Raw genomic sequence first — 25222 nt, forward strand, 5'->3', positions numbered from 1 at the left:
TGTGGGCGACGAGCTGACATGCGAAGGAGCAGGAACAGGCAGAAAGGGCGCGTCGACTCATCGACCCGGAATTCCCGGCGACTGGCCACCAGTAGAAAACCACCCGGCGATCGCGACGGGGAGTCCACCACAGGGGACCAGCGTCTGCCGGCCTGCTCCGTGTGCTCATATGGAATTGAGCGGATGCCAAGACGGCACCCCGACAGAGCCTAGCAGCGCCGCGCGACTCCGGGTGGTTCCGACACGGCGCGGCGAATACAGTGGCCTCATGGGCCTCATCCGTCGCACCAGTCACACGCTCCTCGCGTGCGCGCTGATCGGCGCGGCGATCACCCCGGTGCCGGCCTGGGCGATCCCGCCGTCCTCCGCGCGGGTTCTGGCCGCCGCGGCCGACGACAGCGACCCCGCCGTCATCGAGGTGAAGAAAGAACTCGACGCCGCCGAGGCGTCCGCTGCCGAGGCATCCCGTCGCGCGCTGGACGCCTCTGCCGAAGCCGAGCGCACGCGCCTGCTCGCGCAGTCCACCGCCGAACGCGCCGCCGCCCTCGCGGCGCAGAGCTCGGCCGCCGACGCCGCGATGGCCTCGGCCCACGCGCGTGCCGGAGCCAGCGCGTCGCGCCTGTACCGCACCACGGGGAACGGACCGCTGGTCGCCCAGCTGCTCACGAGCGCGGACCCTGACTCGTTGCTGGATCGCCTGGGAATTCTCGATCGCGTCACGACGCTGACCACGCGCGACGCGGGAGAAGCGCGGAGCGCGGCCGATGTCGCCACCTCGCTGCGCGCGCAGGCAGAGGCGGCGCAGGCCGAGGCCGCGCGCCTCGCGGCGCAGTCCGCCACCGAGGCGGCAGCCGCACAGACGCAGGCCGACGCCGAGGCGCAGACGGTCACGGCGACGCAGGCACAGCTGGATGCCCTCTACGCACGACTCGCGGAGCTGCGTAGGACGACGGCCGAGCAGGAGCGCCAAGCGCGGCTGCGCGAGAAAGCCGAGCAGGACGCGCAGGAGCCCGGCGGAAACGGCGGCGGGAGCACCGGTGGCGGGAGCGGGAACGGTGGAAACACCGGGGGCGGCGGCGGTGGTGGCACCGGCGGGGGCGGCAACAACAATGACGGCGGGAACGGCGGCGGTAGCGGAGGCAACGGAAGCGGCGGCAACACAGGCGGCGGAAGCGGAGGCGGCACCACTCCTCCCCCGACGGCCCCGGCCGGCCCGATCATGAGCCCCGGCCAAGCACGTGACTACGCGCGAGGAGCGATCAACGGCTACGGATGGGGAGACGACCAGTTCTCGTGCCTCGTGTCGCTGTGGAATCGCGAGTCCGGTTGGCGCGCCGACGCCCTGAATCCGTGGAGTGGTGCCTATGGCATCCCTCAGGCTCTCCCGGGCGAGAAGATGGCATCCGCGGGTCCCGATTGGCGGACGAACGCGGCGACCCAGATCGCGTGGGGTCTGTCGTACATCAGCGCTCGCTACGGGACGCCGTGCGGAGCGTGGGGGCACTCCGAGCAGACCGGCTGGTACTGAGGCCCGTCCGCAGCCGCGCCCGTCCCTTCGACGAGCTCAGGGACCTTTCCTGACACCAGCCCGCCGGGCTCACCGAAACCCCCACACCGCATGGCACGCTCGACCCGAGGTGGCTGAGCCCGTCGAAGCCATCCGACGAACTACGACGTCCGCGCGCGCTCCCGGTCGCCGCGCGTCGGGAGCTCGACGTAGCCGGAGTGCTTCGCCGACAGGCCGTCACCGGCCGTGCGCCCGCGAACGCGCCGCCACACCCAGGGCAGCGCATCGCGCGTGATCCACCCTCCGCGCGCGGGCTCGTCGTCGGCGTGGAGGGCTTCGTCGAGGCCGAGCAGGGCGCGCGCGTCCGGCACTCCGAGCGCCTCGGCCGCCCGGTACGCCACGAGGCGGTGCCCCGCCGACCGCAGGTGCACGAGGTCGTCGGCCCAGAGCGGAAGCTCGCCGAGTTCGGCCACGGCCTCGAGATCGAGCAGGATCGCGCCCTGCTCGGCGGCGATACGGCGGAGCTCGACGTTGTAGGTCGAGAACCGCCGAGCGAACAACCGCGCGGCCGCGCGGTGCGGCAGGAAGGTCGTGACGAGGAGGACGTCCGCGCCCGTTCGCCTCACGGCGCGGACGGCCGACTCGACCTCGGCGACGATCGCGGGGATCACCGGGTGCGGGCCGACGAGATCGTTCGCTCCGATGAGGATCGACACCAGGTCGGGCTTCATCGCCAGCGCCGCGGGCACCTGCTCGTCGATCAGATGGCGGACGCGACGACTGCGCACGGCGAGGTTCGCGTACCGGAACGGTCCGTCCTCGCTCGTTCCCGCGAGCAGCTCGGCGAGGCGGTCGGCCCAACCGCGATACGCGCCCGACGGCATCCGCGACTGGTCGCAGAGTCCCTCGGTCAGCGAGTCGCCCAGGGCGACGAAGCGCGTCCACCGACCCCGGGTTCGGGATGCCACGGCCGCAGCCGGTCGTCGGGCTCCGCGCACGAGCAGGTTGTCGTCGATCGCGCGGAGCTCGCGCGCTTCGCGGTAGTGCCCGACGAGGTCGTTCGTCAGCGCCGCCCAGGTGCGCCCCGCGACCGCCTCTCGCGCCGCACGGGCGAAGGCCTGACGCTTGGCTTCGTCGCCGACGAGGTCGGCCACGCGAGCGCGGAGATCGTCCAGATCCCCCGGGCGGTACAGCCACCCGTCGACGCTCGAGCGGACGAGGTCCAGAGGCCCGCCGACGCCCGTCGCCACCACGGGGACGCCGCTCGCGAGAGCCTCCTGGATGGTCTGTCCGAACGTCTCGCTCTCCCCCGGGTGAACGAACACGTCGAAGCCCGCCATCACCCGTGCGAGCGTGTCGCCCGACAGGTGGCCGGTGAAGACGGCATCCGGAATCGCCTCGCGCAGCGAGGACCGAGCGGGGCCGTCGCCGACGATCACCAGGCGCGTGTTCGGCAGGTCCGCGAGAGCCCTCAGGTCGTCGACCTGCTTCTCGGGCGCGAGACGACCGACGTATCCGACGATGCGTTCACCGTTCGGCGCGACCTCGGCCCGCCACGCGTCGTCGCGGTGGGCGGGCGCGAAGCGCGTGGCATCCACTCCCCTGCCCCATCGCCGCAGGCGGTCGACGCCGAGACTCTCGAGCTGTCGCATCGACGCCGACGAGGGGGCGAGCGTGAGCGTCGCGCGACGGTGCAAGCGTGTGACGTGCCCCTCGACGAGCGCCGTGGCCTGCGGGAGACCGTACTTCTGCGCGTAGGCGACGACGTCGGTCTGGTAGACGGCGACGGTGGGGATGCGCAGCGCGTCGGCCGCGGCGAGCCCCTGCCAGCCGAGGACGAACGGGGATGCCAGGTGCACGACGTCGGGGTCGAAGTCACGCAGCAGCGCCCCCAGGCGAGCCGCGCGCGCGAACACCACGCGGACCTCGGGGTACGAGGGCAGCGGGACGGACCGCAGCAGCTCGGTGCGGGCGCCGTGCAGATCGGCTGTGACGTCGCCGGACTTCGGAGCGATCACCAGCGTCTCGTGCCCCGCCTCGGCGAGATGGCGCAGCACGTGCAGAACGGAACCGGTGACCCCGTTCATGTGCGGAAGGAAGGACTCGGCCAGCAGCGCGACTCTCACGAGACCAGGGTGAGGCGCATCGCGGCGTCTCGGGAGCGCTTCGCGCCCGACGTTCGCGATGTTCACCGAATGCTCCGCAGCGAGTCACCGGCGCGTGGGCGGGGCGTCTGGATCGACGGCGGAGAGTGACCGAATGGACGGGATCGACGGCTGGTTGCAGACGATCGCGGCGAGCCCCTGGGCCCTGCTCGGCATGGCGGCTCTCGTGTTCGCCGATGCGTTCCTGGTGGTGATCCCGGGCGAGGCGGCGGTCACCGCCTTCGGCGCTCTGGCCGTCTCGCACGGGACGCCGCCGCTGGCCGGGGTGATCCTCGTCGCCGGAGCGGCCGCGTTCGCCGGGGACGCCGGGTGCTACCTCGTGGGGCGGACGGTCGGGGTGGAACGCTGGGCGTGGATGCGCGGACCCCGCGTGGGAGCTGCCCTCGACTGGGCGCGGGCGCGGCTGGAAAGGAACGCCGCCGTGGTGCTGTTCACCGCGCGATTCGTGCCGTTCGCCCGTCTCGCCGTCAACCTCGCGGCGGGAGCGGCACGGGTCAACCCGGTGCGATACCTCGGCGTGGCGGCGCTGGCTGCGCTGGCGTGGGCGGCGTATCAGGCGGTCATCGGTGCGGTGGTCGCGGCGATCGTGCCGGGTGGACCGGTCGTCGCGGTCATCGTCTCGATCGTCGTGGCGGTGGGGATCGGCGTCGGCATCGACCTCGTGCTGGCGCGGCGCGCGAAGCGGCGGGGAGAACGGCGAAGGGTGGATGCCGGGAACCTGACGTCGGGGTGAGCGCGGGCTCGTCTCAATCGGCGGCGATCACGACGCCGGCGGCGCGGAACGGCGCGAGCGTACGCTCCAGCGGGGTGTATCCGCGTGCGTCGAGCGGGACGAACACGCAGCGCGCCGTGCGCGACGCGGCGCGATCGAGCTGAACGCGCAGGTCGCGAGCAGCCGTGCGCGGATCGGCTCTCCCGGCGAGATCGACGGTGGCCTGCCCGTCGCTGACGATCACCAGTCGGCAGCGCTCGCGCGGGGCATCGCCCAACTCGTCGAGCGCACGGCGCACGGCATCCGCGAGCGGGGTTCCGCCGCCTCCCCCGGCGCTGGCACGCTGCAGGGCCGCGCGGGCGCGCGAAACGCGGAGCGTGCGTTCCTGCACGACCGAGGCGCACGAGCCGGCCGCGAGCACGACGCTCACCTCTCCGCGATCGTGGGAAACGTGCGCGAGAGCGACGTCGGCGACGCGGCGCGCGTGAGCAGCCCCGGCGCTGCCCATCGACGACGACCCGTCGACCACGACGACCGTGTGCGCGGCGGTCGGCTCGGCGCGAAGCCGGCCGCGCAGATCGTCGCGGGTGACGGCGAACTCCTCGACGGCCCCCGTCATCGCGCGCCGTCGCAGGGCGCGGTGCAGCGTGGGAAGCATCGCGATGCGCCCGCCCGCGTGCTCGGGTGCCACGACTCGGCCGGGGCGGCCCCGACCGACGCCCGCGCGGTGCGGTCCGCGGCGGGCGCGACGGCCCGCGCGGACGCTCGCACGATCGAGGGCGTCGAGGAGCTCCGGCGCGGCGAGAGCGACGGCGCGAGGGGATGAGCCGGGGTCGGGCTCTGCATCGATCGCGAAGCCCGCGTCGGGCGCTTCCGCGGTCGGACCGTCGGGGGCCGGGCCCGCCGGTGTGGGGCTCGCGCCCCCGTCGAGCTCGGATGCCGGGCGATCGTCCCACGGCGAGACGGTCTCCTCGGACGCCGGCTCCAGCGCGTCCGCGTCGTCTCCTCCGCGGTCGCCGTCAGCGCGAGCGTCGGCCCCCGCGTCGGCCTCGCGCTCGGGAGAACCGGAATCCGCGGGATCCCCGGGGCCCTCCCCCGCGTCGGCCCCGTCGGCCGCACCGCCCACGTTCTCGCCATCCCCCTCGTCACCCGCGTCGCCGGCGTCGCCTGCGTCGCCGACGTCGCTCTCGACCGCCGCGCTCGCGTCCACGGCATCCGCCGCTTCGTCCCCCTCGTCATCCCCGCCTGCGAGAGGATCCGCCTCCCCCGCCTCCGGCCGCCCGCCCTCGGCGGATGCGCGCCCTCGCGGCTCGCCCACCCACGCCCTCACCAGCGCGACAGGATCGCCCTCCACGTCCGTCTCGACAAGAGCGGATGCCAGCGTGCACGCCGCGACATCGACGGCGCCGTCGTGCACGCCGTGTGCGGCCAGCGCGCGGACGACGCGCAGCCAGAGCCGCGTCTCGCTCTCCCCCGCGGGCCGTCGCCCCCGCGCCGGCTCCGCGCCGATATCGACGACCGCCGTGCAGCGACGCAGGACAGCGGGCGGCAGGGCGGCGGGATCGGTGCAGAGGGCGAGCGCGCGGGGGTTCCGCGGCGGAAGCTCGTCGATCTCGGCGTGGCGCGCGACCCACACCGCGTGCGGGCGCAGGGCACGGAAGACCTCCTCGGCGCGATGCGGGTCGCCGGTCAGCGCGAGGCCGAACGGCGCACCGGAGCGCCACGCGGCAATCACCGCGCGGACGCTGGGCGGCAGTGGTACCTCTCCGTCGAGCGCCGCGCGGACCTCGGCGGCGGCACCGGCTGGCAACGCGGGGGCGGAGACCGCCGCCCCGGCCCCTCTCCCCCGGCTCCGCTCAGGCAACCCGTCGACCCAGCACCGAGGACGCCGCGACGCGCACCCGGGACGCGGCAACGGCGATGGATTCGAGGGCGGTCCGCGGCGTGCGGTGCTGCAGGGCGGGAACGGCGACGGCTGCGAGATCGTGAACCGTCACGGCGGGGCGTCCGGCGAGGGACGCCGCGGCGCGAGCGGCACGGACGAGCACGAGCTCGGCGCGATGACCCACGGCGCGCGCATCGACGCAGATCCGCACCGCAGCCTCGAGCACGTCGTCGCCGAGCGCGATGTCGGCGCACCGCTCGCGGGCCGCACGGACGCGGACCGCCAAGCGTTCCTCGCGGTCGGCCCACTGGGCGGTGAACCCCTCGGGGTCCCGCTCGAACGCCAAGCGCCGACGCACGATCTCCCATCGCTGTTCGACGTCGCGGATCGTGGCGACCGGGGTCGACAGGCCGAACCGGTCTTCGAGCTGCGGCCGCAGCTCCCCTTCTTCGGGGTTGCCGCTCCCGACGAGCACGAACCGCGCCGGGTGAGTATGGCTGAGACCGTCGCGCTCGACGGTGTTCACCCCGGATGCGGCCACGTCGAGCAGGAGGTCGACGAGGTAGTCGTCGAGCAGATTGACCTCGTCGATGTACAGGATGCCGCCGTGCGCCGCCGCGAGCAGCCCCGGGGCGTAGGCGATCTCGCCGCGCAGCGCCTTGTCGATGTCGAGCGAGCCCAGGACGCGATCCTCGCTCGCCCCGAGTGGCAGGTCGACGACGGGCATCTCGAGTTCCTCCCGCGCGAGAAGCTGCGCGAGGCCCCGCACGGTCGTCGACTTTCCCGTCCCCCGGTCGCCGAGCGCGAGCACACCGCCGACGGCCGGGTCGACCGCGCACAGGGTGAGCGCGTGACGGAGTTCGTCTTGACCGACGACGGCGGTGAAGGGGAAGACGGGGGCGGTCATGGCATCCATCTTATTGAGAAGAGTTCTCAAGCAGGGTGTGCTTACGCGAGCGCGAGCGTCCGTTCCGCCGCGTCGACGAGGGCCCGACCGTACGAGGGACCGTGGCCCGCCGCGTGTACCGCCAGCGGGTGCAGCTGATGAACGGGCACGCGCTCGCGCCACCCGTCGCGCAGCGGTCGAGCGGCGTCGTAGGCCCCGAGGATCCGCTTGAGGAACGGGCAGCCGAACAGCGCGAGCATCGCCAGATCGGTCTCGCGGTGGCCGCCATGCGCCGCCGGGTCGATGAGCACGACACCCTCGGGCGACCACAGCACGTTTCCCGTCCACAGATCGCCGTGCAGGCGCGCGGGCGGCTCGTCGTCGTCGAAGGCGCCCGCCGCGATCGCCTCGCACGCGCGGCGGACGACCTCGGCTCCGGATGCCGAGAGGTTCCCGGCCGCGACCGCGATCGGCACGAACGGCTCGACGCGCTGGTGCGCGTAGAACGCACCCCAGGTCGCAGTCGGACGCGCGGGCTGCGAACGCCGACCGATGAAGATGTCGCCCTCGCACCCGGGCGGCGGAGAGCCGAACGCGTCGGCTCCGGCCGCGTGCGTCGCGGCGAGCGCGGCGCCGAAGGCCGTCGCGGCAGCGGCCGTCGGCGGGGCCTCGGCGATGCGCTCGAGGGCGATGCGGTCGCCGCAGACGTCGAGAACCCGCGCGATGCGCGCACCCTCGGCCGCGGCGAGCCACCGGAGTCCCGCGGCCTCCGCGGCGAAGAAGCCGGCGGGAGCGTCGGCTCGGGTCTTCACGAGCTGTTCCATCGCCCCAGTCTGTCGTGATGTCGGAAGTCCCCGGCACGATGGAGGCATGAGCGACGGCTACGACCCGGACTTCCTCGGCACCCCTCTCCCCCTGCCTGCGCCGGTCGCGCCGACGACGCGGCTCGACTATCCCCGCTTCTCGGTACTGCTCGACGAGCAACGCCGATTCGCCGCCGTCACGGGCGTCGTGATCGACGGCGCCTCCCTGCGCGAGCAGCCGCGCACGGGCGACTGGCGTCTCGATCCGCGTGTGGCCGCCGACGTGCAGGCCGGCCCCGAGATCTACAGCCGCAACGATCTCGACCGCGGGCACCTCGTGCGTCGACGCGATCCCGGCTGGGGCTCGGCGGACGAGGCTCGGGATGCCACCGAGGCCACGTTCTTCTACACGAACGCCGCCCCGCAAGCGGCCGGGTTCAACCAGTCGAAAGAGCTGTGGCTGGGGCTCGAGGACCACGTGCTCGCGTACGCCGAGACCATGGACCAGCGCCTCGCGGTGTTCACTGCCCCGGTCCTCGGCGAGACCGACCCGCCGTATCGCGGCATCCGCGTTCCGCTCCGCTTCTGGAAGATCGCCGCGTGGCGCGCCGGGGACGCGCTGGCGGCGGCCGGATTCGTGCTCGATCAGACCGAGCTCGTCGACACGCGGCAGGGGCTGACGGTGCCGCCGCTCGGGGCGTTCCGCACGTTCCAGGTTCCGATCGCCGCCATCGCGACCGAGGCGCGGATCGACGTAGGTCCGCTCGTCGCGGCCGACACGTTCGTGCGTCGGGGCCTGCGCCCGGTGGCCGCGCGGGAGCTCCGGAGCCTCGACGACATCGTGCTGTGAGCACGGGCGCCGCGCGCGGCTCCGGTGGCTGAGCTCGTCGAAGCCACCGCCGCCCCCCCCACGCCCCACCGAGCCCAGGTGGGGGAGCTCGTCGAAGCCACCGCCGCGACGAGACCCGGTCCCTTCGACAAGCTCAGGGACCTCGCGCCGACTCGGGAACCTCGCGCCGGCTCAGGGACCTCGCGCCGGCTCAGACACCACACTCTGGAGCGCGGCACTCTGAAGCGCGCGAGCGATCAGCGCGCGCGCACCGCATACAGCAGCGTGTCGATCGCGGCGGCCGCGTGCCCGTCGCGCAGCTCGGCATCCGCACTCGTCCGGGTGATGCGCTCGCACCGTTCGATGCGGAACCTCTCGTCGAGCGCGCCGCGCAGCAGCTCGGGCGTGTACAGGATCGCGGGATCGGACGGTCCGTGACCGCCCGCCGCGATGTTCTCGACGTCGTGGCCGATGACCACGAGCGCACCCCCGGGCTTCACCCACGTCGCCATCCGCGCGACGGCCGCCGCGCTGTCGGTCAGGTGCAGGTAGCACGACACGACGAGATCCACGGATGCCGCGGGCTCCCACTCGTGCACGTCTGCGCGCACCCACGCCACGGCGTCGCCACCGGGACGGGCCGCGGCGAGCGCGAGGCCCTCGCCCGAGAAGTCGACGCCGGTGCAGGTCCAACCTCGCTCGGCGAGCCACACGGCGGTGCGTCCGTCACCCGTCGCCACATCGATCGCCGTGGAGGGCGCGAGGCCCGCGAGGATCTCCCGTACGGCGGCGGGTGGCTCGGCGGCCCAGACTCCCCCGGCGGAGGCGCGGTAACGCTCGTCCCACTGCGCGGCATCCATTCGGCTCCCTTTCGTCGCCCCCACCCTAGAGTCACCGGCCCGAGCACAGCGGATTCAGACCCACGCAATGGAATCGGATGCCAGCGCCCGAGTGGTCCGATTCCGGTGCACCGATCCGATTCGACGCACATAGGCCCACGGCATGACGCCCCGCCGCCCACACGGGCGACGGGGCTTCGATCACGGGATCACTCGCCCGACAGACCGCCCAGCAGGTGGCCGAACGACCGGCCCTCGCCGAGGTACGACGAGGGATCGAACGGGTCGGCGTCGCGGACGGGCTCACGCGCGGCGATGGCATCCGCGAACTCACGGGCTCCGCGCTCGACGCGCGAACCGAGCGGGGCGACCTCGTCGGCGTTCGCACCCCAGTCGCTGGAGGCCGCGAACACGCCGGTCGGCACGGGATTGGCGTGCAGGTAGGTGAACAGCGGACGTATCGCGTAATCGATCGCGAGCGAGTGACGCGCGGTACCGGCGTTCGCGCCGATCAGCACCGGGGTGCCGGTGAGCGCCTGCGGGTCGAGCACGTCGATGAACGACTTGAACAACCCCGAGTAGCTCGTCGAGAAGATCGGCGTGACGGCGATGATGCCGTCGGCCGACACGACCGTGTTGATCATCTGCTCCAGCGGCGCCGGAGCGAAGCCGGTGAGCAGATTGTCGGTGAGGTCGTGTGCGTAGTCGCGCAGCTCGAACACGTCGCTGGTGGCGTCGATCCCGCGCTCGCGCAGCTCCGCCAGGGCGGCGTGGGCGAGCCGGTCACCGAGCATGCGCGTCGACGAGGGGGTCGACAGGCCCGCGGTCACGACCGCGATACGGCGAGCGGACATGTCAGGCACCCACCTTCGTCGCGGCCGCGCCGAAAGCGCTGCCCGAGCGAGGCGCGGCATCCTGGTACGGGCTGCCCGCGACCATGTTGTCGCCCCGGTTCGCACCGGGAACGGCCTGGCGCGGGGCGGCACCGGCGTAGATCTTCTCGACCAGATTGGCGTGCGTGGGCGCGTCGGGGACCTCGGCCGGACGGTTCACCTGCAGCTCCTTGCGCAGCACCGGGACGACCTCGGAGCCGAGGATGTCGAGCTGTTCGAGCACCGTCTTCGTCGGGAGACCGGCGTGGTCGATGAGGAACAGCTGGCGCTGGTAGTCGCCGAACGTCTCACGCATCGCGGCGTAGCGGTCGATGACCTGCTGCGGCGAGCCGACGGTCAGCGGGGTCATCTCGCTGAAGTCCTCGAGGCTCGGCCCGTGGCCGTAAACCGGGGCGTTGTCGAAGTAGGGGCGGAACTCCTTCACGGCATCCTGCGAGTTCGGCCGCATGAACACCTGCCCGCCGAGGCCGACGATCGCCTGCTGGGGCGTGCCGTGACCGTAGTGCGCGAAGCGCTCGCGGTACAGCGTGATGAGGCGCTGGTAGTGCTCCTTGGGCCAGAAGATGTTGTTCGCGAAGAAGCCGTTGCCGTAGTACGCGGCCTGCTCGGCGATCTCGGGCGTGCGGATCGAGCCGTGCCACACGAACGGCGGCACGCCGTCGAGCGGACGCGGGGTCGAGGTGAAGCCCTGCAGCGGCGTACGGAACTTGCCCTCCCAGTCGACGACGTCCTCGCGCCACAGCTTGTGCAGCAGGTCGTAGTTCTCGATGGTCAGCGGAAGGCCCTGACGGATGTCCTTGCCGAACCAGGGGTAGACCGGCCCGGTGTTGCCGCGGCCGAGCATGAGGTCGGCACGCCCGCCCGACACGTGCTGCAGCATCGCGAAGTCCTCGGCGATCTTCACCGGGTCGTTCGTGGTGATGAGCGTCGTCGAGGTCGTGAGGATGAGGCGCTCGGTCTGGGCGGCGATGTACGCGAGCGTCGTCGTGGGCGACGACGACCAGAACGGCGGGTTGTGGTGCTCCCCGAGGGCGAAGACGTCGAGTCCCACCTCTTCGGTGTGCTTGGCGATCGTGAGGGTGTCCTTGATGCGCTGAGCCTCGCTCGGCGTCTTGCCCGTGGTGGGGTCCTGGGTGATGTCGCTCACCGTCATGACGCCGAACTGCATTCCGGACCAGGTGTTCTCACTCATGATGCGCCTCCTATTTGTATGCATCTGAATATACATGGTTGAACGCACCACGCCGAGGTTTATTCCGCCGTACCTCATCGGCATCCGGAATCCACCCCCGTGGACCCACCCTCACGCCGCGATTATCGTCGCCGGGGATGACGGATGCCATGACCCCGCCCCACGCGACGTCTCTCGCGACAACCCGCACCCCGTTCTGGGACAACGCCCGCTTCGCCGCGATCGTGCTGGTCGTCTTCGGCCACGCGATCCAGCGCCTGACCTACGACTCGGATGCCGCGGAGGCGCTGTACCTGCTCGTCTACGCGTTCCATATGCCGCTGTTCGCTCTCGTGGCGGGCTACTTCTCGTCGTCGGCCGAGCCGACCCGCGCACGGATGGCGCGCCTGTTCACCGACCTCATCGCGCCGTACCTGATCTTCGAGACGCTGTGGACGATCACGCAGTTCCTCGTGACGGGGAGAACGAACCTCGATCCGGCGCAACCGTCGTGGACCCTGTGGTTCCTGCTCGCCCTCGCGTTGTTCCGGCTCGTGTTGCCGTACCTCGCGCTGCTCCGCGCACCCGTGGTGTGGGCCCTGGCGATCTCGGTCGTCGCCGGGTACCTGCCGAGCATCGACTCGACGTTCTCGGTGTCGCGCTTCCTCGGCCTCCTGCCGTTCTTCACCCTCGGGTGGTGGCTGCGCGAGCACGACGCGGTCGCGCGCGCGGGGCTGCTCGCCGCCCGACCGGTGTGGCTGCGCGTCGCCGCGGGTGCGGTGCTCGCCGGCGTCGGCGCACTCGCCCTCGTGTTCGTCGACACGTGGCGCGACGTGCGCCTGGGCACGTGGTTCTTCTTCGTCGATCCGTATGTCGACCTCGACGCCCCGCAGTGGTGGGCCGGCGGCATCCGGCTGGCGATCATCGCCCTGGCGCTCATCCTGATGACGGCGTTCCTGCTGCTCGTCCCCCGCGGCGAGACCCGCTGGACGCACCTCGGGCGCTACACGATGTACGTCTACCTGCTGCACACGTTCGTGCTCTATCCGTTCCGCCAGTCGGGCGTGCTGCGGGGACTCGAGCCGTCGTGGCTGTGGATCGCGGTGGTCGCCGTCGCGAGCGTGGTCATCGCGGTGGCCCTGTCGAGCCGCCCGATCCGGCGCCTCACGCGCCCGCTGGTGGAACCCCGGATGCCGTGGCTCTTCCGCGACCGCGAGCTCGGCGCGGGGCGCGGGGCGCGGTAGGCGCGTCGACGCCGACAGGCTCAGCCACCCCTCGAAGCCAGGTCCCTGAGCCTGTCGAAGGGACCGGACCCCACGCACACGCCCGGTGGCTTCGGCAGGCTCAGCCACCCCTCGAAGCCAGGTCCCTGAGCCTGTCGAAGGGACCGGACCCCACGCACACGCCCGGTGGCTTCGACAGGCTCAGCCACCCCTCGAAGCCAGGTCCCTGAGCCTGTCGAAGGGACCGGACCCCACGCACACGACCGATGGCTTCGGCAGGCTCAGCCACCTCACGGCGACACCCCGCCCGCGCCTGGGTTGAGCTCCCTACGCGCCGAGCAGCCCCGCCCCGATCGACGCGCCCGCGGCCGGAGCCGGGGGCACGGCCCACAGCCCCGAGCCGACGTGGCGGATGTACTCGCCCATGGCATCCGTGGACAGGGCCTTCTGCAGGGTGATGAATCGGTCGGGGCTCTTCTGGAACGACAGGAAAAACAGCCCGGCGTTGAGCCGACCGAGATCGGTCGTTCCGTCGACGAAGTTGTAGCCGCGGCGCAGGATCCGGATGCCCCCGTTGTTGTCGGGGTGCGCGAGGCTGACGTGGCTGCGGGGGTCGATCGCCGGTTTCCCGGTCGGACCGACCGCCGAGAAGTCGGGAGCGGTGAACTCGTCGCCGCCCGAGAGCGGCGCCCCCGCCCCCTTGTCGCGACCGACCACGCGATCCTGCTCCGCGAGACGCGTGCGGTCCCACGTCTCGATCAGCATCGCGATGCGTCGCGCGACGAGGTACGACCCGCCCGTAAGCCACGCCGGGCCCTCGGATGCCGAGACCCAGACGTTCTCCTCCAGTGCAGCCGTGTCGTCGGCGAGGATGTTCGCCGTGCCGTCCTTGAAGCCGAAGAGGTTTCTCGGGGTCGTCTGAGACGCGGTGGTCTTCGACGTGCGCCCGAAGCCGAGCTGCGACCAGCGGATCGTCGCGCGACCGAAAGCGATGCGGCTGAGGTTGCGGATCGCGTGGACGGCCACCTGCGGGTCGTCGGCGCACGCCTGGATGCACAGGTCGCCGTCGGAGCGCAGCGGGTCGAGGTCGTCGTTCAAGAACGCGGGGAGCCGTTCGAGTCCTGCCGGGCGCTGCCCCTCCAGCCCGAACCGGGCGTCGAAGAGCGAGGGCCCGAACCCGAAGGTGATCGTGAGGTTGCTCGCCGGCAGCCCGACGGCCTCCCCCGTGTCGTCCGGCGGCGCGTCGGGCGATCCGCCGAGCGCGCCGGTGGCGCTCACGTCGAGGCCCTGCATCATGCGGTTCGCGGCATACGTCCAGTCCGACAGCAACTCGGCCAGATCGTCGCGCGTGGTGCGCGCCATCATGTCGTAGGCCGCGAAGTGGAGGTGCTCCTGCACGGGGGTGGTGATCCCGGGCTGATGGATGCCAGACGCCGGGGCCGCGGCATCCATGATCCGTCGTGCCTGGTCCTGGCCGTACGCCGCACCCCCGACCAGGCCCGCGCCCGCGCCGACGACGAGGCTGGTCGCGCTCGCCCCGATGGCCAACCCGATCAGGTCGCGCCGGGACACACCCGCCGACGCGTCGGGGCCGGACGGCGACGCGGCTGCCGCCGGACCCGAGGATCCGACGGCAGCCGTGTTCTGTTCTTCGTCGCTCACACTCACTCCAGCACCGTGACCGTCAGCTGCGAGAGCGGCTCGGCCAGGGCGTTGATGAGGTCGGTGAACTGGCGCTTGTCCGCCTCGGTCAGCTGCGAGTAGGGGACGAAGCCCGCGTCGGCCGAACCATGTGCCGCGAGAGCAGCCTCGAGGTCGGCGTATCCCTTGTCGATGCGGGCGACGAGTTCAGCGCCCTTGTCGCCCTTCGACTCGGCGAAGTCGCGCACGAGCGAGAAGGCCATCTTCGACCCCTCGACGTTCGCCGCGAAGTCGTAGAGGTCGGTCCCCGACCACCAGTCCTCTTCACCGCTGATCTTGCCGCTCGCGACCTCGTCGAGCAGCGCGATCGCGCCGTTCGAGATGCCCGCGACGCCCTGCGCGTCGAGGGCCTGCGTGAACTCGTCGCCGTGGACGTAGTCGTACAGCTCCTGGACGTCGGAGACGAGCTTGTCGCCGTGCGTCTTGCGCTCGTCGGGGGTCGACGGGGTCCAGTCCTTCCAGGCGGGCGTCTCACCGTCGGCGTTCAACGCGTCCTGCGCGGGGACCCAGAGGTCCTTCTCGATGCGGTGGAACCCGGTCCAATCCAGCCCCTCGGCCACCGCGTCGACCTCGCGGTAGTCGATGCGGGGGTCGAGGTCGCCGAGCGCCTCGGCGATCGGCTCGATCCGCTCGTAGTATGCGCGGACGCGGGGGAACTGCTCCTTCGCGGCGGCGTCGTCTCCCGACTCGTACGCGGCCGTGAAGGTCTTCACGGCGGGGAGCAGCTGACCGACCTGGTCCTTGACGAACGCGGCGTAGAGGTCGACCGCCTGCTGCTTCTGCTCGGCATCCGGGCGCCCTCGACGGCAACGGCGTCGCCGGTGACCGAGAAGCTCGCCTTGCCGACGCCGTCGCCGACCATTCCGGGCTTGCAGAGGGTGAAGTAGTCACCGGGCTGAGCCACGACGGTGAGGTTGCGCGACGCGCCGGGGGCGATGTTCTCGACCTCACCCACGATACGGAGGCCGTCGGATGCCAGCAGGTAGAACTCCGTGACCTGGTCGCTCTTGTTGCTCACGTCGAACGCGACGGTGCCGCTGGGCGCCGAGGCGGACGAGACCGCGCAGCCGTCGTCGGTCGAGGTGACGGTCAGGGCTCCGGAGGCGGCCGCGTCGGTCTTGGCGACGCAGCCGGAGAGGACGAGGGCGGCCGCGCCGGCCACGGCCGCAGCCGCGAGGAGGCGAGTCGGGGTCATGATGCTCCATTCGGATGGGTGACGGATGCCGTGGCGTCGGGCACGCGAGCGGCGTCGGGAGTTCGTGGGGTGGCGGATGCCACAGGAGGGGGCACGGCCGAAGAGGTCGCGGACGCGGTGCCATCCGACGCGGGCGCGGCGGGCGCAGCGGCAGCGGACGCTGCGGCGTCGGAAGCGACGACTCCGGACGCGAGGACCTCACGCGCGACGGGCTTCGGCCGGCGGTTCGCGCGCACGCCGCGCACGAACAGCGGCACGACCACCGCCATGTAGATGGCCCAGGCGATGACCTGCAGCCACGTCATGGCCGGCATGAAACCGACCGTGGCCTGCAGGAGAGCCGCAAGCGGGCTCGTCGGCGCGATGACGTGGGAGATGTCGAAGGCCCAGCCGAAGGGAAAGCCCGCCCAGCCCGTCGCGGCGCCGCCGGTGACGGGGTCGATCGTGGCGCTGGCACCGAACGGGCCGGGCAGCGCTCCCCCTTCTTGCAGGTCGTGAATCGCGTAGGCGAGCACGCCGGCGGCCACCACGACGAGGAAGCCTCCTGTCCAGGTGAAGAAGCGCGCGAGGTTCAGGCGCAGCATTCCGCGTGCGATGAGCCAGCCCAGCACGACGGCGGCGACCAAGCCCAGCAGAGCACCGACCAGGGCAATGGCTTGCTCGCCGAAGGACTGCACCATTGCCCACAGCAGCAGCGTGGTCTCGACCCCCTCGCGCGCGACCGAGACGAAGCCGATCGCGACGAGCGCCCAGACCCCGCCGCGCAGGGCCTTGTCGACGCCACCCTCGAGCCCCGCTTTCAGCGTGCGCCCGGCTTTCTGCATCCAGAAGATCATCCAGGTGACCATCGCGACGGCGAGCAGCGACAGTCCCCCGCCGAGGAGCTCCTGGGCCTCGAAAGTGAGCATGTAGGCGCCGAAGGTGAAGATCGCGCCGACGGTCAGCGCCAGGGCGATCGCGAGGCCGACACCGGTCCACAGCTTGGGCAGAGCGTCACGACGGTCCAGGCGGGTGAGGTACGCGACGAGGATGCCGACGACGAGTGCCGCTTCGAGGCCTTCACGGAGGCCGATGAGGAACGTGGCGAAGAAGCTTGCGAGCACGGGCGGGATTCCGACTTTCGGTTTCGGGGTGGGCGCCGCGGCACTGCGGGAAGGTAAGGGCAGCCTCACCTGACCTGGAAACGATACGCAATTCCATGGCTAATTCGCACCCCGCCGATCGGCGGGGTTTGCGATCACGGACGTCACACACGCTCCACCCCCGTCTTTTCGCGGCGCCGAGGGGATGGCATCCTGTTCGATGGCCTCCGCGGATGCTGCATCCGGTGCGGACGGTAACCATCGGCAACATTCACACGATCCCGCGCGGATCGACCTAGCCTCGTCGCATGTCCGACCTGAATCTCCCCGTCCTCGACCTCTCGCTCCTCGATCAGGGGCCGGATGCCGCCGCTCGCTTCCGCGACGAGTTGCGGGCCGCGACCCATGACGTCGGCTTCTTCTACCTGACGGGCACCGGCGTCAGCCCCGAGCTGGAGGCGAAACTCCTGCAGGCGGCGAAGGACTTCTTCGCCCTGCCCGAGGCCGACAAGCTCGCGATCGAGAACGTCACGAGCCCCCACTTCCGCGGCTACACGCGGGTCGGCGGCGAGCGCACGCAGGGCCGCGTCGACTGGCGAGAGCAGATCGACATCGGACCTGAGCGCGCGGCGATCGACGACCCCGAGGGCCCGGGGCACAACCGACTGGTCGGCCCGAACCTCTGGCCGGCCGCGCAGCCCGAGCTGAAGGAGGTCGTCACCGAGTGGCACGACCACCTGACCGGCGTCGCCCGGAAGCTGCTGCGCGCGTGGGCCCTCGCCCTGGGCGCCGAGGAGCAGTACTTCGACCGCCACTTCGGCGACCCGCAGACCCTCATCAAGATCGTGCGCTACCCCGGCAAGGACGACCCGACGCCCCAGCAGGGCGTGGGCGCGCACAAGGACTCGGGCGTTCTGACCCTGCTGTGGGTCGAGCCCGGGAAGGGCGGTCTGCAGGTCGAGCGAGACGGCGAGTGGGTCGACGCTCCCCCGGTGCCCGGCGCGTTCGTGGTGAACATCGGCGAGCTGCTCGAGTACGCCACCCAGGGCTACCTCACGGCCACGAACCACCGCGTGATCTCGCCGACCTACCCCGACGAGCGCATCTCGGTGCCGTTCTTCTTCAACCCCGCCCTCGACGCGCGCCTGCCGATCATCGAGCTGCCCGAGGAATTGGCATCCGAGGTCCGCGGCGTCACGGACGACCCGACGAACCCCATCCACGCGACGTACGGCGAGAACGCCCTCAAGTCGCGCCTGCGCGCCCACCCCGACGTGGCCGAGCGCTGGCACGCTGACCTCCTGGCCGCGCGCGCCGCGTCCTGAGCCCGCCGCGCCGACGTCCGAGCTCGGTGCCCGAGTCCGTCGCCGTGGCCGCGGATCACGGCCCCGGCCACACGCATAAACGCGATCCACTCACAGAAACACGTGCACAGCGCGTTTATGTGAGCGGATCGCGTTTATGCGTGGCGGGGCGCCAGTCCACGGCATCCGGGAATGACGAAGGCCGCCCCACACCGTGGGGCGGCCTTCCAAGAATGTTTTGCGCGATTGAACGCTGGTGCGATTAGCGACGCAGACCGAGACGCTCGATGAGCGAGCGGTAACGGTTGATGTCGACGTCCTGCAGGTAACCCAGCAGGCGACGGCGCTGACCGACGAGCAGGAAGAGTCCACGGCGCGAGTGGTGGTCGTGCTTGTGGATCTTGAGGTGCTCGGTGAGGTCCTTGATGCGCTGCGTCATCATCGCGACCTGCACCTCGGGGGATCCGGTGTCACCGGGGTGCGTCGCGTACTCTTCGATGATCGCCTTCTTGACGTCTGCTTCCAGTGCCATAGGTGATCCCCTTCCTCTTCGTTGCGCGGCGCCCGACGCCTGATGCGTGGGCTCTCTTTATCCGCGGCCGATCGAACGGCAACCGCATGAGTCTACCAGCATCGGGATGCCGCCACCGCACCGCTCCGCACCCGGCGCCGCCGCACACTGCCCGTGGCTCAGATGCATGACGGGTGGGGCTGGTGGTGTCTCGACAGCGCCCCATGGAATCGCCTTCCCCACCGGTCATGCATCCGGACCACCACCGCCCCGATGTCGGAGGCCTGGCGTAGCCTCGATTCGTGCAGCTCACGGTCCGCGTCAAGCCCGGCAGTCGACGCGGTCCCCTCGTCGAAGACACCGCGGACGGTCTCGTCGTGCACGTGCGCGAGCGCGCGGTCGACGGGGCAGCGAACGCGGGCGTCGTGAAGGCCCTGGCCGCGCACTTCGGAGTCGCTCCCCGCGACGTCGAGATCCTGCGAGGGCACACGGCGCGCATCAAGCGCGTCGAGGTCCACGCGTGACCGCCCGCCGGAGCGCGTTCATCGACCTGCGCCCGCTGACGACATCCCCCGCCTTCGCCCGCCTGTGGATCGGGTCGACGCTCGCGGGCCTCGGCGGACAGCTCACCGTCGTGGCGGTCATGCTGCACGTGTTCGAGCTGACGCAGAGCACCTTCGCCGTGTCGATGATCGCTGTGGCGGGGCTGCTCCCGATGATCCTCGCCGGACTGTACGGCGGCATGCTCGCCGACGCGTTCGACCGGCGCACCGTGGCGCTCCTCGCGGCCGTGGTCACGTTCGTCTCGACCGCGCTGCTGGCGGCCCTCGCCTGGACGGGCCTCGAGACGGTCGGGTGGCTGTTCGTCCTGAGCGTCGTGAACTCCGCGGCGAACTCGATCGTCATGGCGACCAAGTCGGCGATCACCCCGCGGCTGATTCCGCGCGAGCTGCTGCCGGCGGCCGCAGCCCTGCAGGGCGTCACCGTCGGGATCATGGTCATGGCCGGCCCCGCGCTGGCCGGTGTTCTCGTCGCCGTCGCGGGCTATGCCTGGACGTACTCGCTCGACGTGCTGCTGATGACGTCGCTGTTCCTCGGGCTCTGGTCGCTTCCGCGCCTGCGTCCCGAGGGTGAGGTCGTACGCCCTGGTCTCGAATCCCTCCGCGACGGCGCCCGCTTCCTCCGCCGCGCCCCGAACATCCGCCCTGCAGTACATCCTCGACATCATCGCGATGACGTTCGGTCAGCCCGTGACGCTCTTCCCCGCGATCGGCGCCGTGCTCCTCGGCGGCGGAGCGATCACCACCGGGGTTCTCACCGCGGCCGTCGCCGCCGGTGCCTTCCTCTCTAGCCTCTTCTCCGGCCCCATCGGGCGCGTCCGCCGCCAAGGCCTCGGGATCGAGCGGGCCATCCAGGTCTACGGGCTGTCCATCGGACTGTTCGGCGTGGTTCTCGTCGCCGCCAGCCTCGGGTGGCTCCGTCCCGATGTCGTCGACGAGACCCATGCCGCGGTCGCGCTGATCGTTCTGGCGGCGGTCACGCTCGCCGTCTCCGGCGCGGCCGACAACGTCAGCGCGATCTACCGCTCGACGATGATGCAGGCGGCGGTCCCGGATGCCATGCGCGGACGACTCCAGGGCATCTTCATCGTCGTGGTGGCCGGTGGCCCCCGCGTCGGAGCGCTCTACGCCGGCACCCTCGCGACACTCACGGCGCTCTGGGTACCGCCCCTGTTCGGCGGCATCCTGATCCTCGCGCTCGTCGGCACGCTCGTGCGCTTCTCGCCGCGGTTCCGGCAGTACGACGCGCTCGACCCTCAGCCCTGAGCCGCGCCACGCATAAACGCCATCCGCGCACGGAAACACGGTGTGCTCGTGTTTCTGCGCGCCAGAAGCGTTTATGGGCGGGACCAGCCCGGCCGGCGGGGCCCGGCGCCGGGCGCACGCACCCGGCACCGCGTCTGCCGAATCTCAGCGGATTTCCGCCGTCGCACTCCCCGACGGCGCGCGGCGCTGCACCTCGGCCGTATCGTCGGGATCGTGGCATCCTCTTCCTCCCCGTCCCCCGTCTCGATCGCCGTGCAGTTCGTGCTCACCGGCATCGTGTGGGGCTCGAGCTTCCTCTTCATCGCGATCGCGCTCGACGGCATGACCCCGGCGCAGGTCGCGGGCGGTCGCCTGCTCTTCGGCGCTCTCGCACTGGCGGCGATCGTCGCGATCCGTCGCGAGCGCCTTCCGCGGGACGGTCGCGTCTGGGGCCACCTGAGCGTGCTCTCGCTCAGCTTCTGCGTCGTGCCGTTCCTGCTGTTCGCGTGGGCGGAGCAGCACGTGTCATCGGGGCTGGCAAGCATCTTCAACGCGACCACGCCGATCATGACCGCGATCATGGCGTGGGCGGTGTTCCGCGTCGAGAGCCTCAAGGTCGGCCAACTCGTCGGGATCGCGATCGGCATCCTCGGCGTCGTCGTCATCATCGCGCCCGGGGCGATCGCCGATGTCGGCGGCAGCACGATCGCACAGCTCGCCCTCCTCGGCGCGACGGCCTGCTACGGCTTCAGCCTCGCGTACATGCGCCGCTTCCTCGGTGACACGGGTCTCTCGGGCATCGCCTTCGCGTTCGGCTACATCGGCCCCGCCGCCGCGTTCATGGTGCTGTTGTCGCCGCTGATCCTCGCCGAACCGATGCACCTCACACTCCCGGTCGTGGGCAGCATCGTCGCTCTCGGCGTGCTCGGCACCGGGATCGCCTACGTCTGGAACCAGAACACCCTGCGCGCCTGGGGTCCCACCCGCGCCTCGACCGTGACCTACATCACCCCGGTGGTCGGGGTGGCTCTCGGCATCCTGATCCTCGGCGAGCGCATCTCGTGGAACGAGCCGGTGGGCGCGGCCGTGGTCTTCCTCGGCATTCTGCTCGTGCAGCAGCGGCTGCGCCTCTCGCGCCGCGCCCGCGTCTGACCTGTCCGAGACCGCGCCCGCGAACGACGAAGGCCCGGATGCCGTGGCATCCGGGCCTTCGAGGAGATCACGCCTGCAGAGCGAACTGCAGGTCGAGCTCGATGGTGACGTCCTTGCCGACGAGGACGCCGCCGGTCTCGAGGGCGGCGTTCCACGTCAGACCGAAGTCCTCGCGGTTGATGACCGTCTTGGCGGTCGCGCCGGCCTTGTAGTTGCCCCACGGGTCGGTGCCGAAGCCGCCGAAGTCGATGGAGAAGGTGGCGGGCTTGCTGACGCCGCGGATGGTGAGCTCGCCGTCGACGAGGAAGTCGCCGTCCTCGACGCGGACGCCGGTCGAGCGGAAGTCCATGGTCGGGTAGGTCTCGGTGTCGAAGAACTCGGCCGAGCGCAGGTGCTGGTCGCGGCCCTCGTCCTTGGTGTCGACGGAGGTCACGTCGACGGAGGCCTCGACGGTGGCCTCGAGCGGGTTCTCGGGGGCGACGAGGGTCGCGCTCTTCATGCCGAAGGTGCCGCGCACCTTGGAGATCATCATGTGACGGACGGTGAAGGTCACCTCGCTGTGCGAGGGGTCGAGCACCCAGGTGCCCGCCTTGTAACCGGGGATGTCGAGGGTCGTTGCGTCGGTCATGTCACTCCTAAAGGTCTGGGGAGCCGAATCGGCGTCCTGCGGGGTGGAAACTCCCATTCACACGAATGTATTCCACGATCGTGAAAAAAGACGAACCCGAGGGTGCCGCAGCCCCCTCGGGTTCGTGAACATCGGATGTCGTCAGCCGACCTTGAGCAGGTCGATGATGAAGATGAGGGTCTTGCCCCCGAGGAAGTGGCCGCCGGCGGGACCGTAGGCGAGGTGCGGGGGGATCACGAGCTCGCGGCGTCCGCCGACCTTCATACCCGGGATGCCGTCCTGCCAGCCCTGGATCAGGCCGCGGAGGGGGAACTGGATGCTCTCGCCCCGGCCCCACGACGAGTCGAACTCTTCGCCCGACTCGTACTCGACACCGGCGTAGTGCACGGTGACGGTGTCGCCGGGCTTGGCCTCGTCGCCGTCGCCGACGATGATGTCGCGGATGACGAGGTCGGAGGGGGCGGGGCCGCTGGGAGCGTCGAACTCCGGCTTGGTGCGATCAGTCATGGGTCCATCCAAGCACGCCCGGCCCCTTCGAAAAGCCCCTGGACAAAGACTCAGCGCCCGGTGCCGCGGCGATGCCTGCGTGTCTCCCGGGCGCTGAGTTGGCCTACATCGATGGTGCTCCGGCGTCGAGGCGCTGTCAAGACCCCGGTGCGGCGGACGCCGGCGCGGGGTACAGGAAGCAGCAACGGGTCACCCCCACCTCACGGCGCGAGCAACGCCGCGCGTGCCGCCGTCGTCCGCTCCAGCAGCTGACGCTCGGTCGCCACCGCGTGCGGATCCCGGCCCGAGAGCGCGCGCTGTCGCGCGGCCGCGAGGGCGGTGGCATCCACGATGAAGCTGTTCATGATGCCGGAGCGGTCGCCGCGCAGCGTGCGCGCCCAGGCCACCGCCGAGCGGCGTCCGGGGGCGGTGGCGAGCATCTCGACCTCTTGCGGGGTGAACCACCCGGCGTCGGCGTATTCGCCGAGGCGGGCGCGGGTGAGCCGGGACTCCTCACGGCGGAGCAGCAGGATGCCGACGATGAACGCCACGAACAACGGCACCTGCAGCGTGGCGTAGACCTCGAAGAAGTTGAAGAACGTCGCCGATCCGTTCCACACCGCGTGCAGCACGATCGCCCCGATCAGTCCGGGAACGGCGTAGCTCAGCGCCTGGCCCGTCCGCAGCGACCGCCGCGCCGCCAGCCCGAAGGCGAAGCCGGTGAGGCTGGTGAACATGACGTGAGCGAACGGCGACAGGACCGCGCGGAGGAAGAACGTCGTCGCGACCTCCCCCGGACCCCCCTCGAGGTATCCGATCGCGAAGTACTGCACGTTCTCGGTCAGCGCGAATCCCGCGCCGATGAGGGCGCCGTACACGATCCCGTCGACGGGTCCGTCGAAGAAGCGACGCGCGAAAGCGTAGAGGAGCAGCACGCCGAGACCCTTGGCGACCTCTTCGACGATCGGCGCCTGAACGACCGAGCTCACGGCATCCGGCAGTCCTCCCGTGACCACGGTCACCAGGAGGTCGACGCCCAGCGCGATCGCCACCGAAGCCACCGCGCCCCACGCGGCCGCAAAGATCAGCAGGCGGCGCGGCTCGGGTTCCCACCGGTCGATGTAGCGCACGACGAACCAGACGACGACGAACGGGATGACCGCCAGCACGAGCCCGATGAAGGATGCCGCGGGCCCGAGGAACCGCGTGAAGTACAGCACCAGCAACGCCAGCACCGGAACGAGCAGCGCCGCGACGATCCACAACGCGACTCCCCCTCCGCGCAGCCGTGGCGGAGCGGCCGAGACGGTGACGGGCGGGGTCGTCGAGATGCGGGCCGGCTGCCCGGGAGAGGGCTGAGAGAGCGGCGAGGGGTAGCTCATGCGACACAGCCTAGGGGCCGCCCGGAGACTCGATTCGAGGGTTGTGGAACCGGTCGACGCGGGGCGCCCGGTAGCGTGGAGGCATGCGTTTCGCCCACGTCCGTTCCCCGGAAGGGGCGGAGTCCCCTCGACTGGTCAGCGTCCACGCCGAAGAGTTCTCCTTCGTCGACGAGTTCTTCGACGGTGCACCCCGCACTCTCGAGCAGCTCATCTTCGGCGGCGACGAGCTCCTCGAGCGGGTTCGGGATGCCGCGCCCTCGGCGCCACGGCATCCGCTGTCCGGCGTCTCCTTCGCGTCGGCGGTGCTCGCTCCCCCGTCGATCCTGGCGGTCGGCTTGAACTACGCCGCGCACTCGGGCGAGCTGGGGTTGAAGACCGACGCGGGCCCGACCGTGTTCGTCCTGTGGCCAAACTCGCTGACCGCGCACGAGGCGACGACGTCGTGGTCCCGCGCGCTCAGCGAGGCGGTCGACTACGAGGCCGAGCTCGGCGTGATCATCGGCCGCCCGGGCCGCGACGTCGCCGAAGCCGACGCCCTCGACCACGTGTGGGGCTACACCGTGGTCAACGACATCACGGCGCGCAACATCCAGTTCTCGGAAGCCCAGTGGTCGCGCTGCAAGTCGTTCGACGGCTTCACTCCGACGGGTCCGTTCGTCGTGACGGCCGACGAGATCCCCGACCCGCAGGACCTGCACATCTGGACCGTCGTCGACGGGCACACGGTTCAGGATGCCAGCACCGGCCAGATGGTGCGATCGGTCGCGACGCTCATCCACAAGCTGTCCGAGTCGGCGACGCTCCTGCCCGGAACCCTCATCTCCACGGGTAGCCCCGGAGGTGCCGGATACTCCCGCGACCCGCAGATCTTCCTCCGCGACCGCTCGACCGTCACGGTCGGCATCGACGGCATCGGTGAGCTGACGACGCACTGCCGCATCCTGGACTGACGGCACGACACGCGAGAGGGGCGGGGCCTCGCGGTCCCGCCCCTCTCGCATTCGCTCACTCCTCGACGACGCTGTCCGCGGCGCGCTGGATCGGGATCGCCTGCGTGATGGGG

The 25222-nt window shown here is 71.2% G+C and carries 21 protein-coding genes and 2 pseudogenes; 9 read left to right on the forward strand and 14 right to left on the reverse strand.

Annotated elements, in window-relative coordinates:
* Positions 1-268: 268 nt before the first annotated feature.
* Positions 269-1528 carry a hypothetical protein gene (locus QE388_RS18385; protein WP_307386995.1) on the forward strand — a complete coding sequence of 420 codons (1260 nt, stop codon included), beginning with the start codon at positions 269-271 and terminating at the stop codon, positions 1526-1528.
* A gap of 140 nt (positions 1529-1668) precedes the next feature.
* On the opposite strand, the gene QE388_RS18390 is transcribed toward QE388_RS18385, so the two are convergent.
* Positions 1669-3633, reverse strand: coding sequence for a glycosyltransferase (locus QE388_RS18390; protein ID WP_275796399.1), 1965 nt, complete (start codon positions 3631-3633; stop codon positions 1669-1671).
* Positions 3634-3766: 133 nt separating this feature from the next.
* On the opposite strand from QE388_RS18390, the gene QE388_RS18395 reads away from it, so the two are divergent.
* On the forward strand, positions 3767-4405 hold the full coding sequence (locus QE388_RS18395) for a DedA family protein (RefSeq protein ID WP_307386996.1): 639 nt from the start codon (positions 3767-3769) through the stop codon (positions 4403-4405).
* Positions 4406-4418: 13 nt separating this feature from the next.
* Here the strand turns inward: QE388_RS18395 and QE388_RS18400 are convergent, their stop codons facing one another.
* From QE388_RS18400 to QE388_RS18410, 3 genes are all read right to left on the reverse strand, one after another.
* Positions 4419-6119: a VWA domain-containing protein gene (locus QE388_RS18400; protein ID WP_307386998.1), complete on the reverse strand. Its 1701-nt coding sequence runs from the start codon at positions 6117-6119 to the stop codon at positions 4419-4421.
* Between the two features lie 121 nt (positions 6120-6240).
* A complete protein-coding gene (locus QE388_RS18405; RefSeq protein ID WP_275796405.1) occupies positions 6241-7176 on the reverse strand; it encodes an ATP-binding protein in 936 nt (311 codons plus the stop codon).
* Positions 7177-7217: 41 nt separating this feature from the next.
* Positions 7218-7979, reverse strand: a complete 762-nt coding sequence (locus QE388_RS18410; RefSeq protein ID WP_275796407.1) for a fructosamine kinase family protein — start codon at positions 7977-7979, stop codon at positions 7218-7220.
* A 46-nt stretch (positions 7980-8025) separates the two neighbouring features.
* Between QE388_RS18410 and QE388_RS18415 the strand changes: the two genes are divergently transcribed.
* Positions 8026-8808: a DNA/RNA non-specific endonuclease gene (locus QE388_RS18415; RefSeq protein ID WP_307386999.1), complete on the forward strand. Its 783-nt coding sequence runs from the start codon at positions 8026-8028 to the stop codon at positions 8806-8808.
* Between the two features lie 236 nt (positions 8809-9044).
* Here QE388_RS18415 and QE388_RS18420 read toward each other — a convergent pair whose 3' ends face one another.
* From QE388_RS18420 to QE388_RS18430, 3 genes are all read right to left on the reverse strand, one after another.
* Positions 9045-9647 carry a bifunctional 2-polyprenyl-6-hydroxyphenol methylase/3-demethylubiquinol 3-O-methyltransferase UbiG gene (locus tag QE388_RS18420; protein WP_275798737.1) on the reverse strand — a complete coding sequence of 201 codons (603 nt, stop codon included), beginning with the start codon at positions 9645-9647 and terminating at the stop codon, positions 9045-9047.
* A gap of 188 nt (positions 9648-9835) precedes the next feature.
* The gene (locus QE388_RS18425) at positions 9836-10480 is read right to left on the reverse strand and encodes a CE1759 family FMN reductase (RefSeq protein WP_307387001.1); all 645 of its coding nucleotides are present in this window, start codon (positions 10478-10480) and stop codon (positions 9836-9838) included.
* 1 nt (position 10481) lies between these two features.
* Complete coding sequence (locus QE388_RS18430) at positions 10482-11687, reverse strand: LLM class flavin-dependent oxidoreductase (RefSeq protein ID WP_373426652.1); 1206 nt, start codon at positions 11685-11687, stop codon at positions 10482-10484.
* 161 nt (positions 11688-11848) lie between these two features.
* Between QE388_RS18430 and QE388_RS18435 the strand changes: the two genes are divergently transcribed.
* Positions 11849-12934 carry an acyltransferase family protein gene (locus tag QE388_RS18435; RefSeq protein ID WP_307387005.1) on the forward strand — a complete coding sequence of 362 codons (1086 nt, stop codon included), beginning with the start codon at positions 11849-11851 and terminating at the stop codon, positions 12932-12934.
* A gap of 306 nt (positions 12935-13240) precedes the next feature.
* On the opposite strand, the gene efeB is transcribed toward QE388_RS18435, so the two are convergent.
* From efeB to efeU, 3 genes and pseudogenes are all read right to left on the reverse strand, one after another.
* A complete protein-coding gene (gene efeB, locus QE388_RS18440; RefSeq protein WP_307387007.1) occupies positions 13241-14575 on the reverse strand; it encodes an iron uptake transporter deferrochelatase/peroxidase subunit in 1335 nt (444 codons plus the stop codon).
* A 2-nt stretch (positions 14576-14577) separates the two neighbouring features.
* Positions 14578-15809: pseudogene (gene efeO, locus QE388_RS18445) on the reverse strand (iron uptake system protein EfeO).
* Positions 15806-16912, reverse strand: a complete 1107-nt coding sequence (gene efeU / locus QE388_RS18450; protein ID WP_307387009.1) for an iron uptake transporter permease EfeU — start codon at positions 16910-16912, stop codon at positions 15806-15808. The pseudogene efeO and the gene efeU overlap by 4 nt, the downstream one beginning before the upstream one ends.
* 287 nt (positions 16913-17199) lie before the next feature.
* Between efeU and QE388_RS18455 the strand changes: the two genes are divergently transcribed.
* Positions 17200-18216, forward strand: a complete 1017-nt coding sequence (locus QE388_RS18455; RefSeq protein WP_307387010.1) for an isopenicillin N synthase family oxygenase — start codon at positions 17200-17202, stop codon at positions 18214-18216.
* A gap of 241 nt (positions 18217-18457) precedes the next feature.
* On the opposite strand, the gene rpsO is transcribed toward QE388_RS18455, so the two are convergent.
* Positions 18458-18727: a 30S ribosomal protein S15 gene (gene rpsO / locus QE388_RS18460; protein WP_013583433.1), complete on the reverse strand. Its 270-nt coding sequence runs from the start codon at positions 18725-18727 to the stop codon at positions 18458-18460.
* A 281-nt stretch (positions 18728-19008) separates the two neighbouring features.
* Between rpsO and QE388_RS18465 the strand changes: the two genes are divergently transcribed.
* From QE388_RS18465 to QE388_RS18475, 3 genes and pseudogenes are all read left to right on the forward strand, one after another.
* On the forward strand, positions 19009-19230 hold the full coding sequence (locus tag QE388_RS18465; protein WP_307387011.1) for a DUF167 domain-containing protein: 222 nt from the start codon (positions 19009-19011) through the stop codon (positions 19228-19230).
* Positions 19227-20532 (forward strand): annotated as a pseudogene (locus QE388_RS18470) (MFS transporter). The gene QE388_RS18465 and the pseudogene QE388_RS18470 overlap by 4 nt, the downstream one beginning before the upstream one ends.
* A gap of 213 nt (positions 20533-20745) precedes the next feature.
* Complete coding sequence (locus QE388_RS18475; protein WP_307387013.1) at positions 20746-21663, forward strand: DMT family transporter; 918 nt, start codon at positions 20746-20748, stop codon at positions 21661-21663.
* A gap of 67 nt (positions 21664-21730) precedes the next feature.
* Here the strand turns inward: QE388_RS18475 and QE388_RS18480 are convergent, their stop codons facing one another.
* The 3 genes from QE388_RS18480 to QE388_RS18490 all read right to left on the reverse strand — a co-directional run bounded on the left by QE388_RS18480 (position 21731) and on the right by QE388_RS18490 (position 24159).
* Entirely contained in the window at positions 21731-22291 is a 561-nt protein-coding gene (locus QE388_RS18480) for a YceI family protein (RefSeq protein ID WP_307387015.1), read from the reverse strand.
* A 141-nt stretch (positions 22292-22432) separates the two neighbouring features.
* A complete protein-coding gene (locus QE388_RS18485) occupies positions 22433-22798 on the reverse strand; it encodes an FKBP-type peptidyl-prolyl cis-trans isomerase (protein WP_013583439.1) in 366 nt (121 codons plus the stop codon).
* A 200-nt stretch (positions 22799-22998) separates the two neighbouring features.
* Positions 22999-24159: a PrsW family intramembrane metalloprotease gene (locus tag QE388_RS18490; protein WP_307387016.1), complete on the reverse strand. Its 1161-nt coding sequence runs from the start codon at positions 24157-24159 to the stop codon at positions 22999-23001.
* Positions 24160-24242: 83 nt separating this feature from the next.
* On the opposite strand from QE388_RS18490, the gene QE388_RS18495 reads away from it, so the two are divergent.
* A complete protein-coding gene (locus tag QE388_RS18495) occupies positions 24243-25109 on the forward strand; it encodes a fumarylacetoacetate hydrolase family protein (RefSeq protein ID WP_307387017.1) in 867 nt (288 codons plus the stop codon).
* The last annotated feature ends 113 nt before the right edge of the window (positions 25110-25222 follow it).

Source organism: Microbacterium sp. SORGH_AS_0969, assembly GCF_030818255.1.
Lineage (GTDB): Bacteria > Actinomycetota > Actinomycetes > Actinomycetales > Microbacteriaceae > Microbacterium.

What these genes read in the sequence shown, in the direction of transcription:
- QE388_RS18385 (WP_307386995.1), top strand. Translation starts at nt 269, where the DNA reads ATGGGCCTCATCCGTCGCACCAGTCACACGCTCCTCGCGTGCGCGCTG.
- QE388_RS18395 (WP_307386996.1), top strand. Translation starts at nt 3,767, where the DNA reads ATGGACGGGATCGACGGCTGGTTGCAGACGATCGCGGCGAGCCCCTGG.
- QE388_RS18405 (WP_275796405.1), bottom strand. Translation starts at nt 7,176, where the DNA reads ATGACCGCCCCCGTCTTCCCCTTCACCGCCGTCGTCGGTCAAGACGAA.
- QE388_RS18410 (WP_275796407.1), bottom strand. Translation starts at nt 7,979, where the DNA reads ATGGAACAGCTCGTGAAGACCCGAGCCGACGCTCCCGCCGGCTTCTTC.
- QE388_RS18415 (WP_307386999.1), top strand. Translation starts at nt 8,026, where the DNA reads ATGAGCGACGGCTACGACCCGGACTTCCTCGGCACCCCTCTCCCCCTG.
- QE388_RS18420 (WP_275798737.1), bottom strand. Translation starts at nt 9,647, where the DNA reads ATGGATGCCGCGCAGTGGGACGAGCGTTACCGCGCCTCCGCCGGGGGA.
- QE388_RS18425 (WP_307387001.1), bottom strand. Translation starts at nt 10,480, where the DNA reads ATGTCCGCTCGCCGTATCGCGGTCGTGACCGCGGGCCTGTCGACCCCC.
- QE388_RS18430 (WP_373426652.1), bottom strand. Translation starts at nt 11,687, where the DNA reads ATGCAGTTCGGCGTCATGACGGTGAGCGACATCACCCAGGACCCCACC.
- QE388_RS18435 (WP_307387005.1), top strand. Translation starts at nt 11,849, where the DNA reads ATGACGGATGCCATGACCCCGCCCCACGCGACGTCTCTCGCGACAACC.
- QE388_RS18455 (WP_307387010.1), top strand. Translation starts at nt 17,200, where the DNA reads ATGTCCGACCTGAATCTCCCCGTCCTCGACCTCTCGCTCCTCGATCAG.
- rpsO (WP_013583433.1), bottom strand. Translation starts at nt 18,727, where the DNA reads ATGGCACTGGAAGCAGACGTCAAGAAGGCGATCATCGAAGAGTACGCG.
- QE388_RS18480 (WP_307387015.1), bottom strand. Translation starts at nt 22,291, where the DNA reads ATGACCGACGCAACGACCCTCGACATCCCCGGTTACAAGGCGGGCACC.
- QE388_RS18485 (WP_013583439.1), bottom strand. Translation starts at nt 22,798, where the DNA reads ATGACTGATCGCACCAAGCCGGAGTTCGACGCTCCCAGCGGCCCCGCC.
- QE388_RS18490 (WP_307387016.1), bottom strand. Translation starts at nt 24,159, where the DNA reads ATGAGCTACCCCTCGCCGCTCTCTCAGCCCTCTCCCGGGCAGCCGGCC.
- QE388_RS18495 (WP_307387017.1), top strand. Translation starts at nt 24,243, where the DNA reads ATGCGTTTCGCCCACGTCCGTTCCCCGGAAGGGGCGGAGTCCCCTCGA.